The organism is Geobacter sp. FeAm09 (assembly GCF_008330225.1).
Lineage (GTDB): Bacteria > Desulfobacterota > Desulfuromonadia > Geobacterales > Pseudopelobacteraceae > Oryzomonas.
Genome location: NZ_CP042466.1, coordinates 2,516,083 through 2,538,484, shown reverse-complemented (window position 1 = coordinate 2,538,484; position 22,402 = coordinate 2,516,083). Strand labels below are relative to the sequence as shown.

22 protein-coding genes, 1 tRNA gene and 1 pseudogene are annotated in these 22,402 nt (G+C 55.6%); 17 read left to right on the top strand and 7 right to left on the bottom strand.

All coding sequences use genetic code 11. The features are described 5' to 3' along the window. Nucleotides 1-46 precede the first annotated feature (46 nt). The gene (gene rpmB, locus FO488_RS11825; RefSeq protein WP_149210743.1) at nt 47-238 is read right to left on the bottom strand and encodes a 50S ribosomal protein L28; all 192 of its coding nucleotides are present in this window, start codon (nt 236-238) and stop codon (nt 47-49) included. Nucleotides 239-320: 82 nt separating this feature from the next. Between rpmB and FO488_RS11820 the strand changes: the two genes are divergently transcribed. The 3 genes from FO488_RS11820 to FO488_RS11810 all read left to right on the top strand — a co-directional run bounded on the left by FO488_RS11820 (nt 321) and on the right by FO488_RS11810 (nt 2,547). Next, nucleotides 321-935, top strand: a complete 615-nt coding sequence (locus FO488_RS11820; RefSeq protein WP_149210742.1) for a YdcF family protein — start codon at nt 321-323, stop codon at nt 933-935. 73 nt (nt 936-1,008) lie between these two features. Next, nucleotides 1,009-2,394 carry a threonine synthase gene (thrC, locus tag FO488_RS11815; protein ID WP_149210741.1) on the top strand — a complete coding sequence of 462 codons (1,386 nt, stop codon included), beginning with the start codon at nt 1,009-1,011 and terminating at the stop codon, nt 2,392-2,394. 78 nt (nt 2,395-2,472) lie between these two features. After that, nucleotides 2,473-2,547: transfer RNA gene (locus tag FO488_RS11810), tRNA-Gly, on the top strand. A gap of 12 nt (nt 2,548-2,559) precedes the next feature. Here FO488_RS11810 and FO488_RS11805 read toward each other — a convergent pair. From FO488_RS11805 to FO488_RS11795, 3 genes are all read right to left on the bottom strand, one after another. Next, nucleotides 2,560-4,062 (bottom strand): hypothetical protein, encoded by a 1,503-nt coding sequence (locus FO488_RS11805; RefSeq protein WP_149210740.1) that lies wholly within the window; start codon nt 4,060-4,062, stop codon nt 2,560-2,562. An 84-nt stretch (nt 4,063-4,146) separates the two neighbouring features. Further along, nucleotides 4,147-4,440 carry a hypothetical protein gene (locus FO488_RS11800; RefSeq protein WP_149210739.1) on the bottom strand — a complete coding sequence of 98 codons (294 nt, stop codon included), beginning with the start codon at nt 4,438-4,440 and terminating at the stop codon, nt 4,147-4,149. Between the two features lie 221 nt (nt 4,441-4,661). Next, complete coding sequence (locus tag FO488_RS11795; RefSeq protein WP_149210738.1) at nt 4,662-5,291, bottom strand: hypothetical protein; 630 nt, start codon at nt 5,289-5,291, stop codon at nt 4,662-4,664. Nucleotides 5,292-6,102: 811 nt separating this feature from the next. Here FO488_RS11795 and FO488_RS19690 point away from each other — a divergent pair. Further along, a complete protein-coding gene (locus FO488_RS19690) occupies nt 6,103-6,279 on the top strand; it encodes a hypothetical protein (RefSeq protein WP_205743266.1) in 177 nt (58 codons plus the stop codon). Between the two features lie 791 nt (nt 6,280-7,070). Here FO488_RS19690 and FO488_RS11785 read toward each other — a convergent pair. Continuing rightward, nucleotides 7,071-7,394 (bottom strand): helix-turn-helix domain-containing protein, encoded by a 324-nt coding sequence (locus FO488_RS11785; RefSeq protein WP_168206005.1) that lies wholly within the window; start codon nt 7,392-7,394, stop codon nt 7,071-7,073. A 638-nt stretch (nt 7,395-8,032) separates the two neighbouring features. Here FO488_RS11785 and FO488_RS11780 point away from each other — a divergent pair. Next, on the top strand, nt 8,033-8,338 hold the full coding sequence (locus tag FO488_RS11780; protein ID WP_149210735.1) for a hypothetical protein: 306 nt from the start codon (nt 8,033-8,035) through the stop codon (nt 8,336-8,338). 35 nt (nt 8,339-8,373) lie between these two features. Continuing rightward, on the top strand, nt 8,374-9,015 hold the full coding sequence (locus tag FO488_RS11775) for a hypothetical protein (RefSeq protein WP_149210734.1): 642 nt from the start codon (nt 8,374-8,376) through the stop codon (nt 9,013-9,015). Nucleotides 9,016-9,522: 507 nt separating this feature from the next. On the opposite strand, the gene FO488_RS20020 is transcribed toward FO488_RS11775, so the two are convergent. Next, nucleotides 9,523-10,044, bottom strand: coding sequence for a hypothetical protein (locus FO488_RS20020; protein WP_240732295.1), 522 nt, complete (start codon nt 10,042-10,044; stop codon nt 9,523-9,525). Next, nucleotides 10,045-10,973: pseudogene (locus FO488_RS20015) on the bottom strand (sigma 54-interacting transcriptional regulator); the annotation flags it as partial. A gap of 384 nt (nt 10,974-11,357) precedes the next feature. Between FO488_RS20015 and FO488_RS11760 the strand changes: the two are divergent. The 11 genes from FO488_RS11760 to FO488_RS11710 all read left to right on the top strand — a co-directional run bounded on the left by FO488_RS11760 (nt 11,358) and on the right by FO488_RS11710 (nt 22,389). Further along, nucleotides 11,358-11,990 carry an FMN-dependent NADH-azoreductase gene (locus FO488_RS11760; RefSeq protein ID WP_149210731.1) on the top strand — a complete coding sequence of 211 codons (633 nt, stop codon included), beginning with the start codon at nt 11,358-11,360 and terminating at the stop codon, nt 11,988-11,990. A 772-nt stretch (nt 11,991-12,762) separates the two neighbouring features. Continuing rightward, complete coding sequence (locus FO488_RS11755) at nt 12,763-14,670, top strand: FAD-binding protein (protein ID WP_149210730.1); 1,908 nt, start codon at nt 12,763-12,765, stop codon at nt 14,668-14,670. Between the two features lie 29 nt (nt 14,671-14,699). Continuing rightward, nucleotides 14,700-15,398, top strand: a complete 699-nt coding sequence (locus FO488_RS11750; protein ID WP_149210729.1) for a 2Fe-2S iron-sulfur cluster-binding protein — start codon at nt 14,700-14,702, stop codon at nt 15,396-15,398. A 249-nt stretch (nt 15,399-15,647) separates the two neighbouring features. Further along, a complete protein-coding gene (locus tag FO488_RS11745; protein WP_149210728.1) occupies nt 15,648-16,910 on the top strand; it encodes a hypothetical protein in 1,263 nt (420 codons plus the stop codon). Continuing rightward, entirely contained in the window at nt 16,907-17,341 is a 435-nt protein-coding gene (locus FO488_RS11740; protein ID WP_149210727.1) for a cytochrome C, read from the top strand. Before FO488_RS11745 ends, FO488_RS11740 begins: the two co-directional genes overlap by 4 nt. Continuing rightward, nucleotides 17,329-17,949 (top strand): hypothetical protein, encoded by a 621-nt coding sequence (locus FO488_RS11735; protein WP_149210726.1) that lies wholly within the window; start codon nt 17,329-17,331, stop codon nt 17,947-17,949. The genes FO488_RS11740 and FO488_RS11735 overlap by 13 nt, the downstream gene beginning before the upstream one ends. 53 nt (nt 17,950-18,002) lie before the next feature. Next, entirely contained in the window at nt 18,003-18,377 is a 375-nt protein-coding gene (locus FO488_RS11730; RefSeq protein WP_149210725.1) for a NifB/NifX family molybdenum-iron cluster-binding protein, read from the top strand. 71 nt (nt 18,378-18,448) lie between these two features. Beyond that, nucleotides 18,449-18,619 (top strand): twin-arginine translocase TatA/TatE family subunit, encoded by a 171-nt coding sequence (locus FO488_RS11725; protein WP_149210724.1) that lies wholly within the window; start codon nt 18,449-18,451, stop codon nt 18,617-18,619. Between the two features lie 304 nt (nt 18,620-18,923). Then, nucleotides 18,924-19,286, top strand: coding sequence for a hypothetical protein (locus tag FO488_RS11720; protein WP_149210723.1), 363 nt, complete (start codon nt 18,924-18,926; stop codon nt 19,284-19,286). Between the two features lie 748 nt (nt 19,287-20,034). Next, the gene (locus tag FO488_RS11715) at nt 20,035-21,009 is read left to right on the top strand and encodes a sulfurtransferase (protein ID WP_149210722.1); all 975 of its coding nucleotides are present in this window, start codon (nt 20,035-20,037) and stop codon (nt 21,007-21,009) included. A gap of 90 nt (nt 21,010-21,099) precedes the next feature. Beyond that, nucleotides 21,100-22,389, top strand: coding sequence for a homocysteine synthase (locus tag FO488_RS11710; protein ID WP_149210721.1), 1,290 nt, complete (start codon nt 21,100-21,102; stop codon nt 22,387-22,389). The last annotated feature ends 13 nt before the right edge of the window (nt 22,390-22,402 follow it).

The following is a 22,402-nucleotide window of genomic DNA, read 5'->3' as shown; positions in this document are numbered from 1 at the left end:
CGGCTTCAAATCGCAGACCGTTCAAGCGGCTGGTGAGCCGCCGCGACTAGAGCGCTTTGGTGATGAAACCGGAACGGATGCAGCGGGTGCAAACCTTGATGGTTGCCACCGTGCCGTTTTTAATGGTTTTGACCTTCTGGATGTTCGGATGCCAGACGGTACGGGTCTTGTTGTTGGCATGGCTTACGTTATTGCCGAAGCTGGGGCCTTTTCCGCAAATTTCACATTTTCTCGACATATGATGGTAACCTCCATTAATTGCTGAAAAAGAATTTTTAACAGATTAATTGGCCGGTTGCAAGGGAAAAATTGGACGACTCATGAATATCATCAAGGCCTTCATAACGCTCGTTATTATCCTGGCCATCGTTGTGGCGGTACTGTTCATCGACTTTACCTACAAGACGTTTTCCTACCGGCAGCGGCCGGTCAAGGCCGATGCCATCGTGGTGCTGGCCGGCGGCAAGGGGAGGGTGGAAGAGGGGGTACGGCTGTACCGGGAGCAACGGGGCAGCCACCTTTTTCTGATCGGCGTCGATCCCTCCGTCCGCAAGGGGGACCTGTACCGCCCCCAGACCGGCGATCCCTCATCCGAAGGGGTCGTGCTGGAAAAGGCCTCCCGCAACACCCTGGAGAACGCCATCTATGGCCGTGACGTCATCATGCGGGCCGACGTCCGCTCCATCGTGCTCATCACCTCGCGCTACCACATGAAGCGGGCCGCGATCCTGTTCCGCAACGCGCTGCCCAAAGACGTGGCCATCTACCCCTATCCGGTGGACAGCAAGAACCTGAAAGAGGCTTGGTGGAACCACGGCGGCAGCTTCCATCTCCTGTTCAGCGAATTTTATAAATACTGCATGTTTCGCTTCTTCTTTCTGCTGGCGCCCGGCGAACTGCGCGAAAGCATCCTGCCCGGTGCCTCCGGCGGCTGAGACGCTTCCCTAATCGGCGAATTTCTGTTAGATTATCTTCTTATTTCAGTCGAAGCCCGAAAGGAATCACACCATGCGTTACCTCAGCACGCGCGGCGGCATCCAGCCGATCCCCTTCAAGGATGCCGTCATGATGGGGCTGGCCACCGACGGCGGCCTGCTCCTGCCTGAATCCTACCCCCGGATCACCCCGGAACAGCTCAACGCCTGGCGGGGGCTCTCCTACCCGGAACTGGCTTTCGAGGTCATCTCCCGTTTTGTGGATGATATCCCCCCCGCCGACCTGAAGGCGTTGATCGACCGTTCCTACGCGACCTTCACCCACCCGGCGGTGACCCCGGTGGTCAAGGAGAACGGCGTCTATATCCTGGAGCTGTTCCATGGCCTGACCCTGGCCTTCAAGGATGTCGCCCTGCAATTCCTGGGCAATGTGTTCGAATATATCCTGGCCGAGCGGGGGCAAATCCTGAACATCGTCGGCGCAACCTCGGGCGACACCGGCAGCGCCGCCATTCACGGGGTACGGGGCAAGAAGGGGATCAATATCTTCATCCTCCATCCCTACGGCAAGACCTCGCCGGTGCAGGCCCGGCAGATGACCACCGTCACCGATGCCAATGTCCACAACATCGCCATCCGCGGCACTTTTGACGACTGCCAGGATATGGTCAAGGCGCTCTTCGGCGACCTGGAGTTCAAGGAAAAGTACGCCCTCGGCGCGGTCAACTCCATCAACTGGGCGCGGGTGCTGGCCCAGGTGGTTTACTACGTCTACGCCTGGCTGCGGGTAACGGAAGAAGGTACGGCCCCGGTCTGCTTCTCGGTTCCCACCGGCAACTTCGGCGACATCTTTGCCGGCTACGTGGCCAAGCGCATGGGGCTGCCTATTGAAAAGCTCCTGCTGGCCACCAACGAAAACAATATCCTGACCCGCTTCGTCAACCAGGGCGACTACTCCCTGGCCGGCGTGGTCTCCACCCTCTCACCCTCCATGGACATTCAGGTGGCCTCCAACTTCGAGCGCTACCTCTTCCATCTCTACGGTGAAGACTCGGCTCGGGTGCGGGCGGCCTTTGCCGAACTGAAGACAAAGGGGCGGATCACCTTCAGCGACGAGGAAATGGAACAGGTCCGCCGCGACTTTTGTTCGGCCTCGGTGGATGAGGGGCAGACCCTGGACACCATCGGCCGGTTCTACAAAGAGACCGGGTACCTGCTCGACCCCCATACCGCGGTCGGGGTGCACGCCGCTCTGGAACTGTTGCCCGGCGACGCCCTGCGCGTGTGTCTTGCCACGGCCCATCCAGCCAAGTTCGGTGAGGCGGTGGAAAAGGCCATCGGTGCCCCAGCCCCGGTCCCGGCAGCCATTGCCGCACTGGCAGGGATGCCGACCCGTTGCGAAGTGATGGATGCCGACCTGAGTGCAGTCCGCGCCTTCATTGTGGGCACCATCGGGTAGACGTTGCTCGAAAAGAGGTGAAGGGCGTAATTAATTGTTGACAAAACGTCCGTCTCTTGGCATTTATACAAGTCCATTGCGGGAATAACTCAGTGGTAGAGTGTCAGCTTCCCAAGCTGAAGGTCGCGGGTTCGAATCCCGTTTCCCGCTCCATAAGATAGCTAACTACCTCAAGTAGTTATCAGGATAAAGCCCCTGACTTTGACCAAAACTTTGACCAAAAGCGACGGCCATAGCAGGGGCTTCCGCTATCTGAGACGCTATGAGCGGCAAAGCCATCTTTTGTCGGTACCGCTCCGGAAACGCCGTCCGTAACTCCTCCAAGGCTAGGAAATCCTCTCCGAGATAATCAAGAATCAGGCTCTTCTCCTCCACTAACCCGTTGCGGTACTTGCCGTAGACCTCGTCGATCATCGTTTTGGTCGAGTGCCCCACCAAGTCCACCAGCCGTTCCTTGTTCACCCCGACCAGCGACGACCACTGCACCATGGTGTGACGGGACGCATACGGTATCCTGCGCTCAAGCCCCGCCTGTTTCATGGCCGGGTTCCAGATGGTCTTGCAAAACGACCGATAGTTGAAGAAGGCGCCGTCTTTCATGGTCAGCAGAAAGGCGCTGGCAGGCAGCTCGATGCCGCTCTCGAACCGGATGATTCCGGCGCTGGTCGACGCAGCCGCCGCCTGTTCCAGCAGGGTTTTCAGCTTGGCGGTCAATGGCAGGTCCCTCTTCCGGTACCAGTTTTTCGGCTTGAATTTCAGATGCATTGTATTCTTATCTTCCCTTATCACCGCGCACCTGATCTGGAGGCAGTCATCTTTGAGGTGGCGCTTCAGCAGCCCCTCCAGTTCGCTGCCGATCAGTCCCATCAGCAACAGTTCCATGACCGGATGGTAATGAGGATCAACAAAGGACAAGAGCCGCTGCCATTCCGACAGGAGAAACACATCACGGGTAGAGTGGCAATCCTCATCCTCCTCCATCAATGCCGCCCGCCGCTCCTTCTCCTGATCGGCACTGTCCTGAATCCCAGCAAATTTTTGGGATAAACCGTCGAAGGGATTTCGGAGGTTCCAGTTGTTGTCGTTACAGGCCGATTCCCAAACCTTGCTCATGGGGCCGATGATATTCTTGACCCGTTTTTTTGAAAGGGCTTTCTCCTGCGGCCCCTTGCAGCGCTCCAGATTGTCAATGAACGTCTCGACAACAGATGTCGTGATACTGGAGAACGCCATCTGCGCAAAATAGGGCAGAATCCGTTTTCCCAGGGCTTCCGTGTAGTCCCGCTTTTTGGATATTGAGCTAAACGTTGGGATTCTCCGCCTCATCCATTCGGTGGCATATTCGCCGAACTGGACATGTTCCGGTTCTGGTTTGTAGTCGTTGCCCTCAAGCGCCGAGAAATGGGCTTTTGTCTCTTCATCCAACCAGTAGAACGTCCGGGCAAAACGGAACGTCTGATTTCTAATCTTCATCCCCACTTCATCAAGGAAATCGCAGAAGAAATCCCAGTTTTCTGGAGTGTCTTCGCGATCGGTCGGAAAGCGCAGCCGCTGTTTGAAGTAATTCATCGAAATGTACAGATACTTCGAACCATTCGTGCGATACAGGCTGCCGTACCTCGGTTTTCTCTGTTTGTAATCAGATGATTCATGAATCGCTTTCTTCATACTATGGTCCTTTCTTCATGTTAGGTACCCCCTCTCGGCTGATTTTCGTTTGCCTTATCAGGATACTCACAGATGTGGTAATCATCAAGCTCGAAAAACCAACTGCGTATGGTTTTGCCGCCTTGTGACCATCCTTGGCCGTGTCGCCACAGGCTCAGGGGCTAAAGACCGCATCAAATGCGCCAAACAGTCATGACTCCAGGGGAAGCGATAAACACGGCCAACATGGATATAGTGCTGACCTTCGATCAATTTTCCCAATTTGATCCAATTGCGGATGGTGTTAGTGCTCACCATCATCTTTTTTGCAAAAGCGGTCAGGTCGAGCATTTCTGGATCATTCGCTCTATTCGGTTTTTCGGCCAGGCCATTTTTCAAACTTTCTGAACCCCTGGAGCAGACGAGGGGAGGTAAATAAACCTCCCTGATATCTATATCAGTCCCCTGTCCATTTCTTTCCGGCCCAAACGCAAAAAGCCCCCTCTATCCGCCAATATGGCGGGACAGAGGGGGCTTTTTTTACACGGAGATACGCAACCACCGGGCAAGGATACCGAACGCTTGGCGCGATCTGTATCCTGCCGCTTCCCGGCAATCGATTAGTCGAAAACTTTGTAGATTTTCCTGCTGGTGCGGATCGGAAAATCCTTCCGTTGCAAGGTTACCCCGTGCTTCTTCCCCTCCCGGATAATATCTGTCACGAGCCCGGCCTTTTGCTGGGTGATGCCGGAGTAACCAGGTAGGCCGTTAAGTGCGGCAAATCTGCCCTTCAAGACATCTAATCGCCTGTGTCGGCAGTGATCGAGGAGTTCAGCCTTAATGTCCCGGTATACCTGTTTCTCAAGATATGCCGTGACTCTCCCTTTAGATCCTTCATGCACTATTCTGATTCGCATGGTGTCGCCAACTTCAAGGACAAGATCCTTTTCACGGATATCAACAAAACGGTCGCCTGCTTCCTCATACTCTCCTGCGGACCGCAGGATCAGAGCAATTTTTCCCCACCTCAAAAACGTATAATTTGCCCTGCCTTTCTGTTGATTTCGATAGCGCTTGTCCTTGCCGATGTCGGCGTCGTACTTTTTGATGAGTTTCATGTCACTGGTTTCCCATTTGTCCTGTTTTTTGATCGGATACTCTGTCAGGCAGTAATAACGGTAGCCGTGACTTATCAGTGTAATCAACTGTTGTAAGAATCCTTGCCATGTTGTGCATGCGTGTTTTCCCATAATCCAACCTCCCGGTGGAAATATGGCACAGTGCACCGGTCTCCCGACCAGTTGGCTGCGCCTCTTCCGACGACGAACATCGCTCGTCGACAGAAGAGGGGCAGCCAGCCCCAAAAAGCGATTTTCAAAGGTGAGAATTTTCCCGCAGCCTTTTCTGTCGGTGCCACCCGACGGCTAACCGGCCACCACTGCCTTGCAGTGGCCGTTATCGGTACTCGTTCTCGCTAATCAGGCCTCGCACACAGTTGCCTGCGCCGTTCGGCCCTTTCCGTGTTAGACGTATGTGTCAATGTCGAAGTCCGGTCGCTCCATTCAAGGTTGTGCCAGTTAAGGCGGGAGAGAATCTGGAAGACCCCCCTTACTTTTCCCGAAGGAATTTGGGATACCCTTGAATTTCATCGCTGCTCGGCCTTGCCGCTCCTCGACATCTTACCCAGTTGCACCCTTTAGGGCGCTTTGGTCCGTCGGCATTAGACGGAGCCTTTACGGGTTGAGCTATTTACACCACGGCATTACTGCCGTGATGCTCCCCCGCTGGGTCTGGCGTTATAGGGTTTCCCCTGTCCCGCAGAGTGGATTTACACCACTTCACACATGTCATGCTTTCCGGCTGCCGCCGGAAAACAGTTTCCACGTCGCCCAGATACCTGCATGCAGTGGGTAGAAGCAGGGAATTGCACCCTACAGCCCCCATCGCCACCGGACGAGCACGTCTCCGTGCATCCGGCGACACCCGTCGCTGCTATATATCCAATTGGCAGTTGGACATTGACGCAACGACACCTCGTCTCCATCGGTGGCTAACTCCGATGTGACAAGGCTGCAAATCACTTTTGGCATTTTTGGCAGGATTGATATTTTTGAGGGAACTGCGGTACTTCAGGTGGGATTTTTTGAATTGTTTGAAACTTGCGCCGTTCCGGCGGACGCTTTGGTTCTAAAAACCAAATTCTTTTATTGGTCTTCGCGGGCTCGACCAAGCTGGTGAAAAACCAGACATTGTCGAGTTTGGATAAACCTGCGAAGGCCAGTTTGAGGCTGTTCAAAAAAGAACTAGCCTCTACTTCAATATCCTGAAATTGTGGTGATACGCGACAATGTATCGAAAAAGGAATGCCTTTTCGTCGCGCAGTTTCCCACGTAACAGGAACAATATTGAAAAGGAATTTCAGATGCAGCAGTAGAATCAGAGTAATATGCCCTAAGTTGCTGTAACTGAAACCCTATTAATTGATGTATTGGCGAAGACCGCTGAAATTGTAGGTATAGCCGACGGTCAGTGCCAATGCATATTTTGTTCAATAGCTTTTTAAAGTGGATTGAACTAAGTCAATCTTGGGTGGGCTGGAGGTGCTGTAGACGCACTACTCCCTTGAGTGCAACTGAATTGAGATCCCTGGCGCGATATGCCGAGACATATAAAGGCCGGAACCGACTCTCCGTGAGGAGATAATCTGCGGGGTAGGAACCCAGAAAGTTTCGCAGACGAAAGGTATCTTCACTATACGGATTTTCCGTAAAACTTCAACCCCAAAATCCCCTCTGCCAGCCCGTAAAAGTGTGTAATGTCAACAATAATCGAGTAGGCTCAAAGCTTACAGGGTAGAAAAAATTCGGTGGATAAGGGCGCGGACAGTGAAAAGGCCCGCCCGAACACATCTTTTGTAAGCTCATTTGGGCACACCTTTTAGTAGCTCGAAAACTGACTGAAAATTACCTTGTTGGCAACGTGCCGCGATGGCTTGGACGTATGCTTTCGCCAATTTGCGATTACTCTCCCTATCCCTCCAGAAAGGCCTTCACTATTCGATATATCCTACGCTGGTCGGCCTCGCCGAGCTGTCTCACCATCTCCTCAATCCCTCGAACCCTCTCACTTTCTGCCATGTGGTGGTCGAAATCAAACAGGCTGGGCAACGGGACATTCAAGGCCTCAGCAATCAACATCAAGCGGTCAAGTGAGGGATAGCTTTTTCCGAGCTCTATAAGACTGACATGTTTCTGTTCAATATCCAAAAGATCCGCAAGCTGCCCCTGAGTCATCCCACGTGCTTTGCGCAACTCTCGAATCCTGGTTCCAAATAAAATGGTGACATTTTCCATTATCATCCTCCGCTACTTACTTATCCAGTGAACAGAGGAAATATGAATGCCAAAATTAGGGTAAAATTATTGACAATACCCATATTGGAGGGTATTATACTTTTAGCCAAAAAATAACGAATGTTAGCGCCATTTGTTCTGAGAAATTCATTTGCTACTGCATATAGAGATTGGCAAGAGGGCAGAGTATGACAACTAAATTGTTTATCGCTATTTTTATAAGCCTTTTTATGTTCGCTGCATTTGGTAACGGGGCCTGGGCACTGATAGTCATCGGTGGGCTGATCTACGGACTTAAAAAGTTTCTAGGTAGGCCGTGCGTACTACCCAAAAGCGAAAACCCTGACATTGAGCTAATGATTTCAATGGAAGAATCAATAAAAAAAATGAGATCATCGCCGATGATTACAACATGAACACCATCAATCCAAGAACAAAATCATTATGGGGTGGCATCAACTACGAACCACTTTGAGTGGCAGTCTCTTCCCATTGTTTGGAGTGGTTCAGATAGCAAGTCCTTGGGAGCAAGAAAAAAGGTATGATCCAGAATGAAACCGATGAAATAGGTAAGCACAGTAGCAAGGGTGTTTATGTCAAACAGGAAAATCGGAGTACCACTTTTCGAGGTGAAAAACATGGGACCTTCAAAGTTGGCAAAATTTTTCGGATACCTCATCATTTGGCTTTTTGCGTTGGTGCTTATCGGTGGGCTCTTTGGCGCTGGTGCTCTTGCCCTGGTTATCCTTGGCACTGTGATCATAGGCCCAATTACTTTGATCAGAACACTCAACGCCAAGCCGTATCCTAAGTATGAATTTGACAGTCCTGTTCAGATCATTGCCAAGAAGGTTGAGCCAATAATGACTACTAACGAAAATTCTATCTGGTCAGGTGACTATAATACAAGAGTAAGCCAAAGACTATTCTACGAAGACATTTAAGCACATTGAAAGGCGCAACTCGATTGGAGAATTTAATGAAAAAGAGCACAGTTGCATGCATCGCCCTAGCAATAATGGCAATTACAGGCTGCGCAACCGGCTCAAGAGATACCATCCCCGCGATGGTCATCAACAACGAATCGTTCGCTACCATCCCGGTGTCCACTCCGATTCTGTTCATTGACAACAAAAAAGTGAACCTGTCTCCGGAATACAAAGAGAACTGGCCACCGGACATCCCAGGGGTAAAAATTGCCTCTGAGATACCTTACACTTACAGCGGGTTCGAGAGCCACCGCCCCGAGTATGATTTCGTCACCTACCCAGCCCTTCAAGTCGCTCAGGTGAAGGACTCTGGCGCTGTATTTGCGATCAGGGAATCATTCTTCACAGTGCAGTCTACGTCTGGAATAGGCGCTGTCGGCGATACCGTCCTCGTTGGTGGGGTAATAACCGCAGCTCAGTTTGTCCCTGGCGTTGGCGGCGTAGCGACCAGCGTGCTCCAAGGCATGGGAATGACAAACTCCGCTTCGGTCACAAACAGCTCGTTCGACATCAAGCATGCGTTTTACGACGTTCTGTTCCCGAATGGGAAAAAGGCAGTCTATCATTGCAGGAGCGTTGAAGTGTTTGACTGTCGTGCGCGATTGATCGCAGCATTGAAGAACCGCCATTGAAAAAATGGGTATCCAGAATCTATAATGTATAACCTTGGAGACTAAACCAAGAGCGCGTCGTAGCTTGCCCCCCTTGTGGCGGATGGGTGCTTCCTCGCCCCTTCTCAGCGTCACAGGAGTGTCTGCCAACTTCTTCGCCTTTCACTCATAAAATTGGCTCCCCCAGAGGTCCCCCAAATTTTATCCGCTGCGGTCGCAAAAGCCAAGTTGTTCTCTTGTTCCGCTCCGGTGTTGTCCGGCCAGTCGCGCAGAGCAGCGTTAATTGTTCGCCTAGTTTTTTTCCCGTGGAGCAGGGGCCGTGTGGAGAGGTATCGTTAGCCTAACGAGTAAACACATATCCCGGTAACGGGAGAAAAGAATAAGGCCGCTTTCAGCAATGAAGCGGCCTTTTGTGTTATTTTAGTCATTGACAAATTGTGATATCATTCGCGCTGGGTTGCCCTATCGCTTCACGTCCGTTTTGGCGAACCAGGCTGTGGCTGTGGTTTTCAGATGTCCCGCCGGCTTCTACGATTTCTGCTTTCCAGGCAGTATACCAAGGCTTCGCATGCGCCCCCTCAGGGTATTGGGGTTGATGCCGAGCAATTCAGCTGCCCCCCCGGAGCCGTGAATCTTGCCCTTGGCCATTTTAAGGACCTTGCCGATATGAAGCGACATGGCTTCGTCGAGGTTTATGGGGTAATCAATTCCCACATTCTGAGCGGAAGTGTCTTCGCATCCTTTTCCCTCATCGTCCGGCAACATAGAATCGAATCTCAACTGACCACCCCTATGCCAGATCAGTTCCCTCTCCACCAGGTTTTCCAATTCACGCACATTACCCGGCCAACGGTAATTCATTAGCCGCTCCAGCGCGCCCGGCACAATGGGAGGCAGGGTCGAGATTCCCAGCTCATGACCCTTCTGGGCCACGAAATGGCGGATCAGGGCTGGGATATCCTCTATCCGCTCCCGGAGGGGGGGCACTATGATGGAGAAGACATTCAGGCGAAACCAGAGGTCTTCCCGGAATAGCTTCTGGATGATCATATCCTTCAAGTCGCGATGGGTGGCCGCTATTATCCGCACGTCGATGGGAATCGGCCGTTCCCCCCCACGCGGCTGATCTTTCTGGTCTGGAGGACCCGCAGAAGCCTTACCTGGCTCTGGAGCGGCAACTCGCCGATTTCGTCGAGAAAAAGGGTACCGCCGCTGGCCCGTTCGAACCGTCCCCGCTTTTCGGCAACCGCGCCGGTGAACGCCCCCTTTTCATGGCCGAACAGTTCGTCGTCGATGAGGTTTTCCGGGATGGCGCCGCAGTTGAGTTTGATAAAGGGCCCCTCCGAGCGGGGGGAGGCCAGATGGATGGTGTTTGCGATTACCTCCTTGCCGGTCCCTGTTTCACCCAATAGCAGTACGGTGGTGTTGAGCGGCGCCACCATCTGGACCATCTCCATCACATTGCGCAGTCCCGAACTACCGCCGATGATATCGTCGTTCGCCTGGGAGAGGCTTTCCTTGTTAAGGAAACGGTTGTTGTCGATGAGCGTGTCCCGATGCTGCACAACCGTCTCGTGGGCCTTGGCGTTGACCAACGCGATAGCAAATGGCTTGGCCACGACCCCCATCAATTCTGCCTGGCCGGGGGTAAACCTGTTTTCTCCCTTAGCCCGGAGGACCAGGAATCCAATAAGCTCATCATCGATCCGGAGCGGCACAACGAGGATGCTATTTCCCTTCAGTTCGATCAGGGGCGCGACATCATGAATGTTTTTGTCCTGGTCGTCATGGGTCAGTATGAATGGCTTTTGCTGCTCCCGCGCCCAGGCCCAATGCTCTTTCGGTGGCGAAACAAACTTCTTGTCGGTGCAGGTACCGTCAGTTGCCTGGGCAATATGGCGACTCCCGCCGAGATTTGTTTCCGTGATGTAAAGGAACATCTGGGTGAACGGAAGATGTTTTTGCAGGTACTCAAGCACCCGCTCCAAGGCGGTATTGATATTCAGGCTGCTGCATATTCTGAGTGTTACCTCTTTAAAAAACTCTTCCTTGTTGACGTTCACGATAACTCCTCCCCCATGAGCAGCCCTCAGGATACGTATACCATGTTTTGTTAAATATGACAATTTGCCCAGATATTACCTATTAGGATGCAACATCTTTACCAAATACAACATAATTTGTCGCCACCTGTCGGCGGTACGCAGGTCTTTGCCGCTGCCTGGCGCCGTTATACGCGGCAATTATTGTTGGCATACATATCGCACTGTGTGGCCCTGTGGGTTTTTGATATCGCCCGGAAGGCGCCACGGCCGTTCCCCCGTTTCCCTTGAAGGGGGGCACCACATACAAAGGAGGAGATCATGGCAAAACTGCTCTATGTGACCTGCAACCTGAAACCGGTGGAGCACTCCCGCAGCCTCTCCATCGGCAAGGTGTTTTTGAATAAATACGTGCAATTCAACCCGCAGGACGAGATCGCTTTCCTTGATCTCTATCGCGACAACATCCAGCGGATCGACACCGATGTGCTGAACGGTTGGGAAAAAATACGCGGCGGTGGGTCCCTTGCATCCCTGAATGACGACGAAAAACGCAAGATCGGCCGGATTTGGAGGCATGTTGACCAGTTCGTTACGGCAGACAAGTATCTGTTCGTGACGCCGATGTTCAATCTGGGGTTTCCTGCGGAATTCAAGATATATATCGATACGATCTGCGTGGACGGCATGACCTTTACCCACACCCCCGCCGGACCGGTGGGGCTTCTGAAGGACCAAGGGAGAAAGTGCCTTCACATTCATTCCACAGGCGACTTCCACTTCGGAAAGGATGATGACTATTCCGTGCCGTATCTCAGATCGATCATGCACCGCATGGGGATCGACGATTTCGAGGCAATCGTGATTGAGGGGTGCGACAGGAGACCGGATTTGGCTGAACAGTTCAGGCGGGCCGCCGTAGAAAAAGCCTTGGATGCCGCCACCCGGTTTTAAAAGCCCCGCCCCGTCCCGTCCCCGCCCTCCAAGAGTCTTCCCTCTCTACCTCACGTCACGATCATGCAAACAATCCTCAATAAATTTGACCAAATGTGACAATTTTCACGGGCTTTGTCACATATGACAAGCGCGGATGCTTAATAGGACAACGAACGCTGTCCGAATCTGGAATGTCTCTATTTTTCAGGCTGTTATCTCCGTTGAAACCCTTTGGCACAGTTCTGGCTCTACTCACGCACGGAAACGAGGCGCAGGAGTGCTTTTTCGTTCCTGGTGCTTGAGCCTTTCCCCTATTGGCATGAAGCCCTGACCAAATCCCTACAGGCATACATGGCTTGTGTTATGCCCTCAGCTTTCCGCATACAGGACTTCGAGCGGCGTTGTCCGCCGCGCCTGCATAACGGTTGCACCGAGGGGCAACGATAGCGTGCGGTCAATTTCGGAAAGGAGGTCACATGGTGGGGACGAAAGAGCCTGCTGTAACATGGCGCGGTTCTGCCCTTTAATCCGGGAAACTTGAATTCTCGCTGCATCAGTGAGGAAGGGAGGTCATGGAAGGAAAAGAAAGGAACACTATCGATGTCCCTACGCAATCAAGGTCCGACCGGTTATGGCTGATCCGAGCATCCTTGTGTCGCATCACAGGCCGTTCGCCGCACCGAGCCCAGGGGCCAAGCTAAAACGGCTTTACCCGATCTTTGAATGTTACGTGGTATGAGGGCAATTCTGAGCACCGCCCATCTGAGAAAAGAGTACGAAAGGAGTCGATATGAGCGAAAATCGAGATGAACAAGGGAACAGCAAGGTCATTATGTCCCGTCGCGGGTTCCTGAAAGCCGGTGGTCTCGCCATGGGATCTGCGCTTCTTGCAGGGGGAGGCAGCGTCGGGCTCACCGGTTGTTCGGGGTCGGAAGCCGGCAGCAGCACCAGCAGCACTGGCACCGGCACACCGACATACCGGGTCTATGATAGTGATATTTTGTTCATAGGGTCTGGATTCGGGGCGATGTCCGCAGTTACCGAGGCGATGAAGAACAACAGGAAGATTACCGTCGTCGACAAGGGGCCGTTCCGTGCGAGTGGCGGTATCGGCATGAACTGGGACGTGGAGTACGTGTGGTATCCGCTGAGTGCCGACGGAAAAGGTATAAAGACCAATTATATGGCCGACTCCGTCCTGAACCGTGGGAGGGGGGTCAACCAACAGGCTATAAAGAACGCAGACCTCTCGGACCCGAACCGATCCGATCTCCAGTTCTACGGGAACACGGGGTGTGAGTGTTTCCCGCGCCGCAATGCGGACGGTAGCTTGAAGTATATGATGAAATATTCGTCGGTCTACATGATCGAGGGAGGATTCCCGCGCCACCTACAGGACGAGGTGAGCAAGTCGTCACTGGTCACGATTTACGACCTGACGATGATCACGGACCTGCTCATCAACGACGGGGTATGCGTCGGTGCGATGGGGGTCTATCTGCCCACCGGCGATCTCTGCGTCTATCGCGCCAATGCCGTGGTCCTCGCTACCGGTGGCAGTTCCTGGTTTCATGGCTGGAACACCGTTTCCGCCAACACCATGAACGTCCCTGATAACACCGCCGACGTCGACATGGCCGCCTATCGCCACGGAGCCCGGGTTGGCGATGCCGAATACGGTTCCTACGACCTCATTTCCATCAGCCCGAAAGGTATCGCCTATGCCTTCAACTCCGGCATCGGAGCGGACGCAAACGAGAACGCGTACATTTGCGACAAGGACGGCACGTATTTCCTGCAAGAGTTGTCGGCTACGGACCAGACACGCATTCTGCGGGACCGTCCCTTCTTCAACCAGATCATCGGGAAACGCATTGCGGACGGCTACGGTACGACGAATGGCGGGCTTTACGTCGACCTCAGAGATCCTACGGTCTTGGCAAAGATTCGTATTGCCTACTCACGGAACGCCACTCTCTGGAAGAATAATTTCGGCATCGACGTCTCCGGCGAACTCCTCGAGCTCGGCCTGGAAATGTACGAGCACGGCGGCACGCCGGTTATAGACGCGAACATGATGTCCGACATCCCTGGGCTTTTTTGCGTCCGTGGTGCCGGGATCATGGGTTCAGGTGGCGGGACCACCCAGTATCTCAATACCCGCATGGGTTCCTACACCCTGCGGAGCGCCCTGGCGTGGCTTAAGACCGCCACAGCCCCGAAGGTCGATCTAACCCCGGCAGTGACGGAATACACGCGGCTCCATGAGATGCGCACGCGTACCGTCGGCAGCGGCGGCCTGCGACCTCACGTGGTGCGTCAAAGGATTCAGAAGGCCTGCGCCTGCATGAGCGTCGTGCGTCCGACTGCAGCCCTTGAGGCGGCATCGACGGAGTTGGCCAGGATTCGCAAAGAAGACCTGCCCAACCAGGTGTGCTCTGACAAGTCGCTGATCTACAATACTGAGTGGAAGATGGCGATCGAGAACTACAACATGATCGAGTTGGCGGAGATGGCTGTTAATGCCACCCTGATGCGCCAGGAATCCCGAGGCCATTACCGTCCCGAATATCCCACTCAGGATGATACAAACTGGGATTGCATGATCGCGGCGAAGCTGACGAGCGGCACCATGGCCTTCGAGAAGGTCACGTTCGATAAGGTTTCTTGGGATGATGTTGCTGACACGTTCGTGTAAGCCCTACCACTGCCTGAAAGGAAAACTCTATGAATTTGAAAATCAGCAAGTACGACCCCTCAGTCGATTCCGCAGCGAAGCTGATCACTGTCAGCGTAACGTACACAGACAAGATGACGGTTCTGGAGGCCATACAGTTTGCCCACGAAACCACCCCGATTGCCTTCGATTACAGCTGCCGTGGCCGCGCCTGCGGCCGTTGTGCCGTGATGCTGGACGGCAAGCCGGTGCTCGCCTGCATCACCCCGATCACCAACGCGACTCACACCATTGAGCCATTGACCGGTCAACCGGTCATCCGCGACCTCATCGTGGACAAACGCGAGGCCCACAACTCCATAACCGCCCGGTACCGCCGGACTAGGTCCACTTCGATGACCGACGTTGAGTTCAACACGACCTATGACACAAATGTCATCGATCAAATCAACGCCATTGAGTGGTGCACCCGCTGCACGGTCTGCACCGCCGGATGCCCCGCATACAAGGCCAATCCCTCGACCTTCGTCGGCCCTGCCGAAATGCTTGCCATTGCCTACCGATTCTACGATCCCTACGACGAAGGGAACCGCGTAGTGGATGCGGTACAGGCGGGCTTGTGGAACTGCATCATGTGTGGCCAGTGCGACAATCTCTGCCCCCAGAAGGAGATCAAACGCGTCACCCAGATCTGGAAAGACCTCCGTGCCGCAGCCACGGCAGCAGGTTATCCCAACCCTAACGCCTGACGCACGCGACGCTTCGAGGCTGAATGGCTGATGGGTTGCCCCCGTGCAGGCGCGGGGGCAACCAACGCCTTTGACCCTTGACTGAAGACCGTTTGGTTAACCGATAGTACGGTTTTTCCGGCAGGAGGAGAGAAAACGCAATGCAGACATTACCACTAATTGGCAAGGAGGGGCGCCTTGAATAGACATGACACGATGGGAACATGCCGCGTTTTTCGCAGCGGCGTGGGCCTGTGCGCAGGAATCATTATGGCCCTTGTGCCGCTTCTGGCCGCGGCACCGGCCCTGGCGGAGGGCTTCGCCGTGTCCGGCGAGTCCACCACCATCCTGCGCGCCAGGGAGAGCATCGATAAGAAAAATTTGTACCCGGCCTACGAATACCTGCGCCTCTCGGCGACGAACCTGGACAAGGAGGGGAGACTCTCCTTCTCTTTCGGCGGCTGGGGCCGCATCGACCTTGGTGACCGGAGCACGGACAAATACCGGGACGGCGACCTGCAGTACGGCTATCTCAGCTACCGTGCCCCCAGGAACAACCTGGTGGTCAGCCTGGGGCGCCAGTTCGTGGCCGAAGGGGTCGCCGCAGAGCGGTTGGACGGGGCGTACCTGCGCTCCGACTTCAAGGCAGGGTTCGCGGCCGCCGCCTTTATCGGCGCCCCCGTGGTCACCGAGACCAACAACAAAGGTGGCGACCTGATCTACGGCGGCCGCATCACCCACACCCTGGCCAAATACTACACCCTGGGGGTGAGCGCCCTCAAGGCGAGCCAAAGCGGCGAACGCTACCGGGAGGAGGAGGGATTCGACGTCTGGCTCCACCCGCTGAAACAGATCGACGCGGTGGGCCGCTCCTCCTACAACTCCATCACCGACGGCTGGATGGAGCACGACTACCGCGTCACCTACAACCCCCTGGACAACCTGAGCATCAATGCAAGCTACTCGGACATCAACTACCGGGACTACTTCTTCCACATGACCACCAACGTGTTCAGTCTTATCAGCCCCGCCAACCCCGGCGGGGTGATGGACCCCCGGGAGAAGGTGCAGAGCCTGGGGGGCGGCATCACCTATATCCCCATCAAGGCGTTGACCATCGGGGCCGACTACAAGAACTACGACTATAAAATCGTCGGTGACGGCAACTACTACGGCGGCAAGGCGACCCTCTTGCTACCCGGTGCCGTTGTGACCGGGTTTGCCATCCACCGCATGGACGGCACCACGGACAAACTGCGCTACAACGAATACCGCGTCTTTGCCGCGAAGAAATTCCACCGTTTCGACGTAAGCGCCGACTTCTTCGATGTGAACTACGACAGCCGCATCAACGGGATCAAGAATTCCTACACCGTTATCGGGGCCGCATCCTGCGACATCACTCCCAGCCTGAAGATCGGGGCCGATGTGGACTACTCCAGGAACCCGGATTACGACAACGAGGTGACGGGTCTGGTCAAACTGACCTATACATTCGATATGCGGCGCGGCACCGAAGGGAGGGCGAAGTGAAAAGAATCATGATCATACTGTTCGTTTCGCTGGTCGTGTGCACCCTCTACGCGTGCGCCAACACCACCAGCATTGTCAAAACACACCCGGAGAAGGTCACGGGAATGCCCGATTGCCGTGAATGCCATACCGACACCTGGCAGGCGTTCAACCACAAGGCGGCGGACTTCTTCCCCAAGCACCGCTTTTACGCCCAGGAGCAGCGCCTGGCCTGCGCCTCCTGCCATGAGGAATCGTTCTGCGCCGACTGCCATGCCCACAAGGAGGAGATCAAGCCAAGCGACAAGTTCGCCGACTCCCCCGAGCGGAACCTGCCGCACCGTGGCGACTACCTGAGCCAGCACAAGATCGACGGCCGGATCAACCCGGCCTCCTGCGCCAAGTGCCACGGCAGACAAAACAACGAGAGGTGCGCCACATGCCATCGATAAGAACGATTATCCCGAAGATATGGCTGGCGGCACTCGTCGTCCTCGGGCTTGCCGGCTGTGGTGACAAAAACTCCCAGAGCAGCTTCTCCGCCGATAGCGGGGGGGCGCACGTAGCCGCCACCTGGCTGCCTGGCGGCCACAGCTCGGCGGCCACGGCCAACATCAGTGCCTGTGCCGAATGCCACGGCAGCGACTACGCCGGGGGCACCTCCAAGGTTGCCTGCACCCAGTGCCACATGGGAGACCAGCAGCACGTGCATCCGCTCTCCTGGGGCGATTACACCTATTCCCATCATGCGGCCTACGTCACGGCAAGCGGGATCGCCGCCTGCACCAACAGCTCCTGCCACGGCAAGGCCCTGGCCGGCGTCACCGGCAGCGGCCCCTCCTGCTCCAGTTGCCATCTGGGCGGGCCGATGCAGATCCACCCCGCCAGCATCGCCGTATGGAAGAATGTCACCAGCAGCAACCAAAGCTCCCATGGGGTCTATGCGCTCACCAACGGCACCACCACCTGCGCCAATGTGGTCTGCCATGGAGCGAACCTGGAAGGGGTATCGGGAAGCGGTATGAGTTGTCAGTCCTGCCATACCCTGAATTGGCAGTAACGGTAAATGAAAAAGCGAAGCGCCTCAATACGCAAGGAAGCAGGGGGGACAGCGTGAACGTCTGTTTTCCGGTACTGCAGAACCTGGGGTTGGCGAGCCGGGTGTATGGCCACTTCTCGTGTGCGCCGGAGTATGTGGTGGTTGATATGATTACCTGCGAGGTCGCGACGATCAGCAACGGTGGTCAGATTCTCCGGTATGGCACCTGCGACCCGGTGGACGGGCTTGACGGCCACCGGGTAGATGCGATAGCCGCCGGAGAAATCGGCGGTGCCATGCAGCAGAAACTAAGCCGTGTCGGTATCCGGGTATTTCAAGCCCGGGAAGGGACCATTGGCGAGAACCTTGTGCTTCTGGAAGAGAACGGTTTGCCGGAACATCTGCCGGACCAGGACCGACCCGGGCACCGCCATGGCTGTGATCATTAACCATGCTGCGGCTTCGCATCTCCCATTACGCTGTGAACATTTAAACTTGCACCACGGAAGGAGGTAGTCACATGTTCGGTTTTGGTGTCCCGGAACTGCTCATAATCGCATTTATGGTGGTGTTGATCTTCGGCGTAGGAAAACTGCCGGAGGTTGGCGGTTCCTTTGGCAAGGCCATCAGTAACTTCAGAAAGGCCGCGGAAGGGAAGGACCAGGTGGAGCTTAATCCCAAAGACACCTGAATAATTCACCGCAACGCTGTACCGTGGGATTTGTAACACCACGCCAAGGGGCATAAACTGTGGCCCCGGAGCTCAACCAGCTTATTCTCACGTCTCCTTCGCTGTTATGAGGGGGGAAGTTCCCCCCCTCGCTTTTTTCAGCCACCGGTAAGCCGATTGGCACACCATGCCCGTTACCGCCTGATACTACCCCTAAACCAGCGTAGGAGAGCTGGGCCACCTAAGACGAGGAAGTTGCATGGACCCTCACGATTACCGGCACCTTGTTTGGGGGCCGACGACTGCGTACGATGACCCAGCCGCCTTGAGAGGCGATAAAATCGCCTGCGACAGCCGCTACCGGAGCATTGTCTGGCAATTGAACGACATGTTCGAAAAGCTGATTCAACAGCATGACAATGATTTCGTCGCAGATTTCGACCTGCTGCTGAAGCGCATGGCGGAGCACATCGGCTGTGAGAACAGCTACATGGGAATGGTGGGCTTTCCGCAGACCGTACAGCACCACCTCCACCACCAGTTCATCTATGGCAAAACGGCGGAACTGCGCCAGCGCTTCAGCAGGCATTTGGAGGTAGTGCCGGAAGATCTGGGCTACCTGCGCCTGCTCTGGCTGGTGCATATCCAGTGGTATGACCGGGCCTTCGAGGCGTTCCTGGCGTGCTAGGATTCACAGCGATGCCGGCAGATGCACGTTGCGGGACGGCTGATGAAAAGGGCAAGCAGCCTCGGCCCGATATGTGCCGGTTCCTGGAAACCCCGTTTCCCGAGTGTTATTGCTACGCCATCTCAAGCAGGACCATCTCCGGCATAATAGCCTTCTGTGGCGACGATTACGAGAGGTGCCCCATCTATCGCCACAGGGGCAAAGCGCATGGTGGAGACGCCGGCGAACCGGCTGAAGCCTTGGCTGCAGAATGAAGGGGATGGGAGCGCGTCGCCAAGGGGGCCTCCTGCCAAGGGCCGATATGCAGCTTGATGGTCCGGCGCTTTTCTGACGAGTGTGGGGTAATATTCATGGGGATGACGTCACCCCGCATATCTTTTTATTCTTGACAGATGTGTGTAATTATAATATCTATAGAAAAAATAGAGATAAGGTTTGGCAGTTCCGGGCTTCGACAGGGTTCCGTGCCTCTCGGCCAGCCTGCACAGCAGATCGGCCGGCCCCGATGTCGGGGATGGGTACGTCGGCAAGCTGACGACGGCTTTGGGAAAGAGCGCCTGGGGCGCTAGTCTCTCCCGAAGTGGTACGACCACGGGCTGCGGCATTACATGATCGGTTTTCCCTGAAACTAAAGGGGAGATATACAAAGGAATCGCACAACCGTGCTGACCGGAAAAACCGGAGGCCGGGCGCATGTCCCAAGTTAGGGGCATACCCCGGCCTTTTTTTATTCAAAAGGAGACATGCCATGAACACAAAGCTTATCCGTATGATGTTCCCGATCCTGGTCCTGCTGAATCTCACATTGGCCAGCGCCTTTGCCGGAGAGTCCGGCTACAAGGGGTACCCGCGGGGAAACGCATTGATCAGCGTCCAGGAGTTGAAACGCCTGGTGGATGCCCATAACCCAAAACTGGTGATAGTGGCGGCTGAAAGCAATCTGGAATATCGCCTGGGGCACATTCCCGGTTCGTATCAGGTGGACCGCCCGGACATCGAAGCGCCGCCGGAGACCCAGAACGGCGTCACCGGCAACATCATCGATGCCGCCGGTTTCAGCCGACTGGCACAGGGGCTCGGCATCGACCAAAACTCAATCGTGGTGGTCTACGACACGAAGTACGACGCCACCCGTCTCTGGTGGGCCTTCACCTACTATGGCAAGGGTGATGTCAGGCTGCTGGACGGCGGCGTCAAGGCGTGGCGAGCCGCCGGCTATCCGGTCGATGTCCTGGCCCCGGCCGCCCCGGCCCGCAGAGGCGGCTTTGTCGCCCGCATCGCCAAACCTCGTCTGCGGGTCGATACCCCGGAAATCAGCGCCGTACGGATCAGTGCAACCGCCCAACTGTGGGACAACCGGGACCTGAAGGAATTTACCGGTGAGGAGTTGAAGAAGGGCGCCTACCGTGCCGGACGGATTCCGGGGAGCAGCCACAGCAACTGGGCCATGTTCAAGAAGAAGGATAACCAGGCCGAGTGGCTGAATGCCGCCGATCTTGAGCAGCAACTCCACGCGCTCGGCTACGACAGGAACAAGGAACAGTACTTCTACTGCCAGTCCGGGGTGCGCTCCACCCAGGCGCTCTTTGCCCTGTACCTTGCCGGCTGGCCGCTGGAAAAACTGCACAACTACGACAGTTCGTGGATCGGCTGGTCGAAGGACACCGCACTCCCGTTGGCGCAGGGGGCGCCACATGGCGTGCACGTGACGGAAGTCCGTTAACTGTCGAGCGATCGAGCGGCGCAAAGATCCGTGCGGTTTGCCTATCGACCCCAATGCTTCGGCGTTCAACCTACTCAATGGAGGCACACAATGAGCGATTCTCCCGTGTATCACGCAGAAACCCTGGCCCTGCACGCAGGACAGAAGCCGGACCCCACCACCAATAGCCGTGCAGTCCCCATCTACCAGACCTCGTCCTACGTCTTCAACGACGCCGACCATGCCGCCCGGCTGTTCGGACTGCAGGAGTTCGGCAACATCTACACCCGGTTGATGAACCCCACCTCGGATGTTTTCGAGCAGCGGGTGGCGGCCCTGGAAGGGGGCGTGGCCGCGCTGGCCACCGCCTCCGGCGCGTCGGCCATCACCCTGGCCATCCTGACCCTGGCCCATGCCGGGGACGAGATCGTTTCCGCCACCAGCCTGTACGGCGGCACCTACAATCTGTTCCACTACACGCTTCCCCAACTGGGGATCACGGTCAAGTTCGTCGATCCGTCCGACCCGGAGAACTTCCGCACGGCCATCACCTCCAAGACCAAACTGCTCTACGGCGAGACCGTGGGCAACCCCAAGCTGGACACCCTGGATATCGAGACGGTGGCCGCCATCGCCCATGAGAACAATATCCCGCTGGTCATCGACAATACGACGCCGTCGCCCTATCTGATCCAGCCGCTCAAGTATGGCGCCGATATCGTGGTGCACTCGGCCACCAAGTTCATCGGCGGCCACGGCACCTCCATCGGCGGCGTGATCGTGGACGGCGGCACCTTCAACTGGGGCAACGGCAAATTCCCGCAGATCGCCGAACCGGACCCATCCTATCACGGCATCAATTTCTGGGAGGCCCTGGGCAGCATCGCCTACATCATCAAGGTACGCGTCCAGTTGCTGCGGGACATCGGGCCGGCCGTGTCCCCCTTTAACTCGTTCCTCTTCCTGCAAGGGCTGGAGACCCTGCACCTGCGCATGGAGCGCCACAGCACCAACGCCCTGGCCGTGGCCCAATTCCTCAAGGCTCATCCGAAAGTCGGCTGGGTCAACTACCCCGGCCTGCCCGACAATCCGTCCTACGAGATTGCCAAAAAGTACCATACCCGCGGCCTGTTCGGCGCCCTGGTCGGTTTCGGCATCAAGGGGGGCGGCGTAGAAGAGGGGAAGAAATTCATCAATGCCTTGAAGCTCCATTCGCTGCTGGCCAACATCGGCGATGCGAAGTCCCTGGTGATCCACCCGGCATCCACCACCCATCAGCAACTTAGCCCCGAGGAACAACTCACCACCGGCGTAACCCCCGATTTCATCCGCCTGTCGGTGGGCATCGAGAACGTGAACGACATCATCGCCGACCTGGAGCAGGCCTTGGCCCAAGTGTAACGGGAAAGAGGAT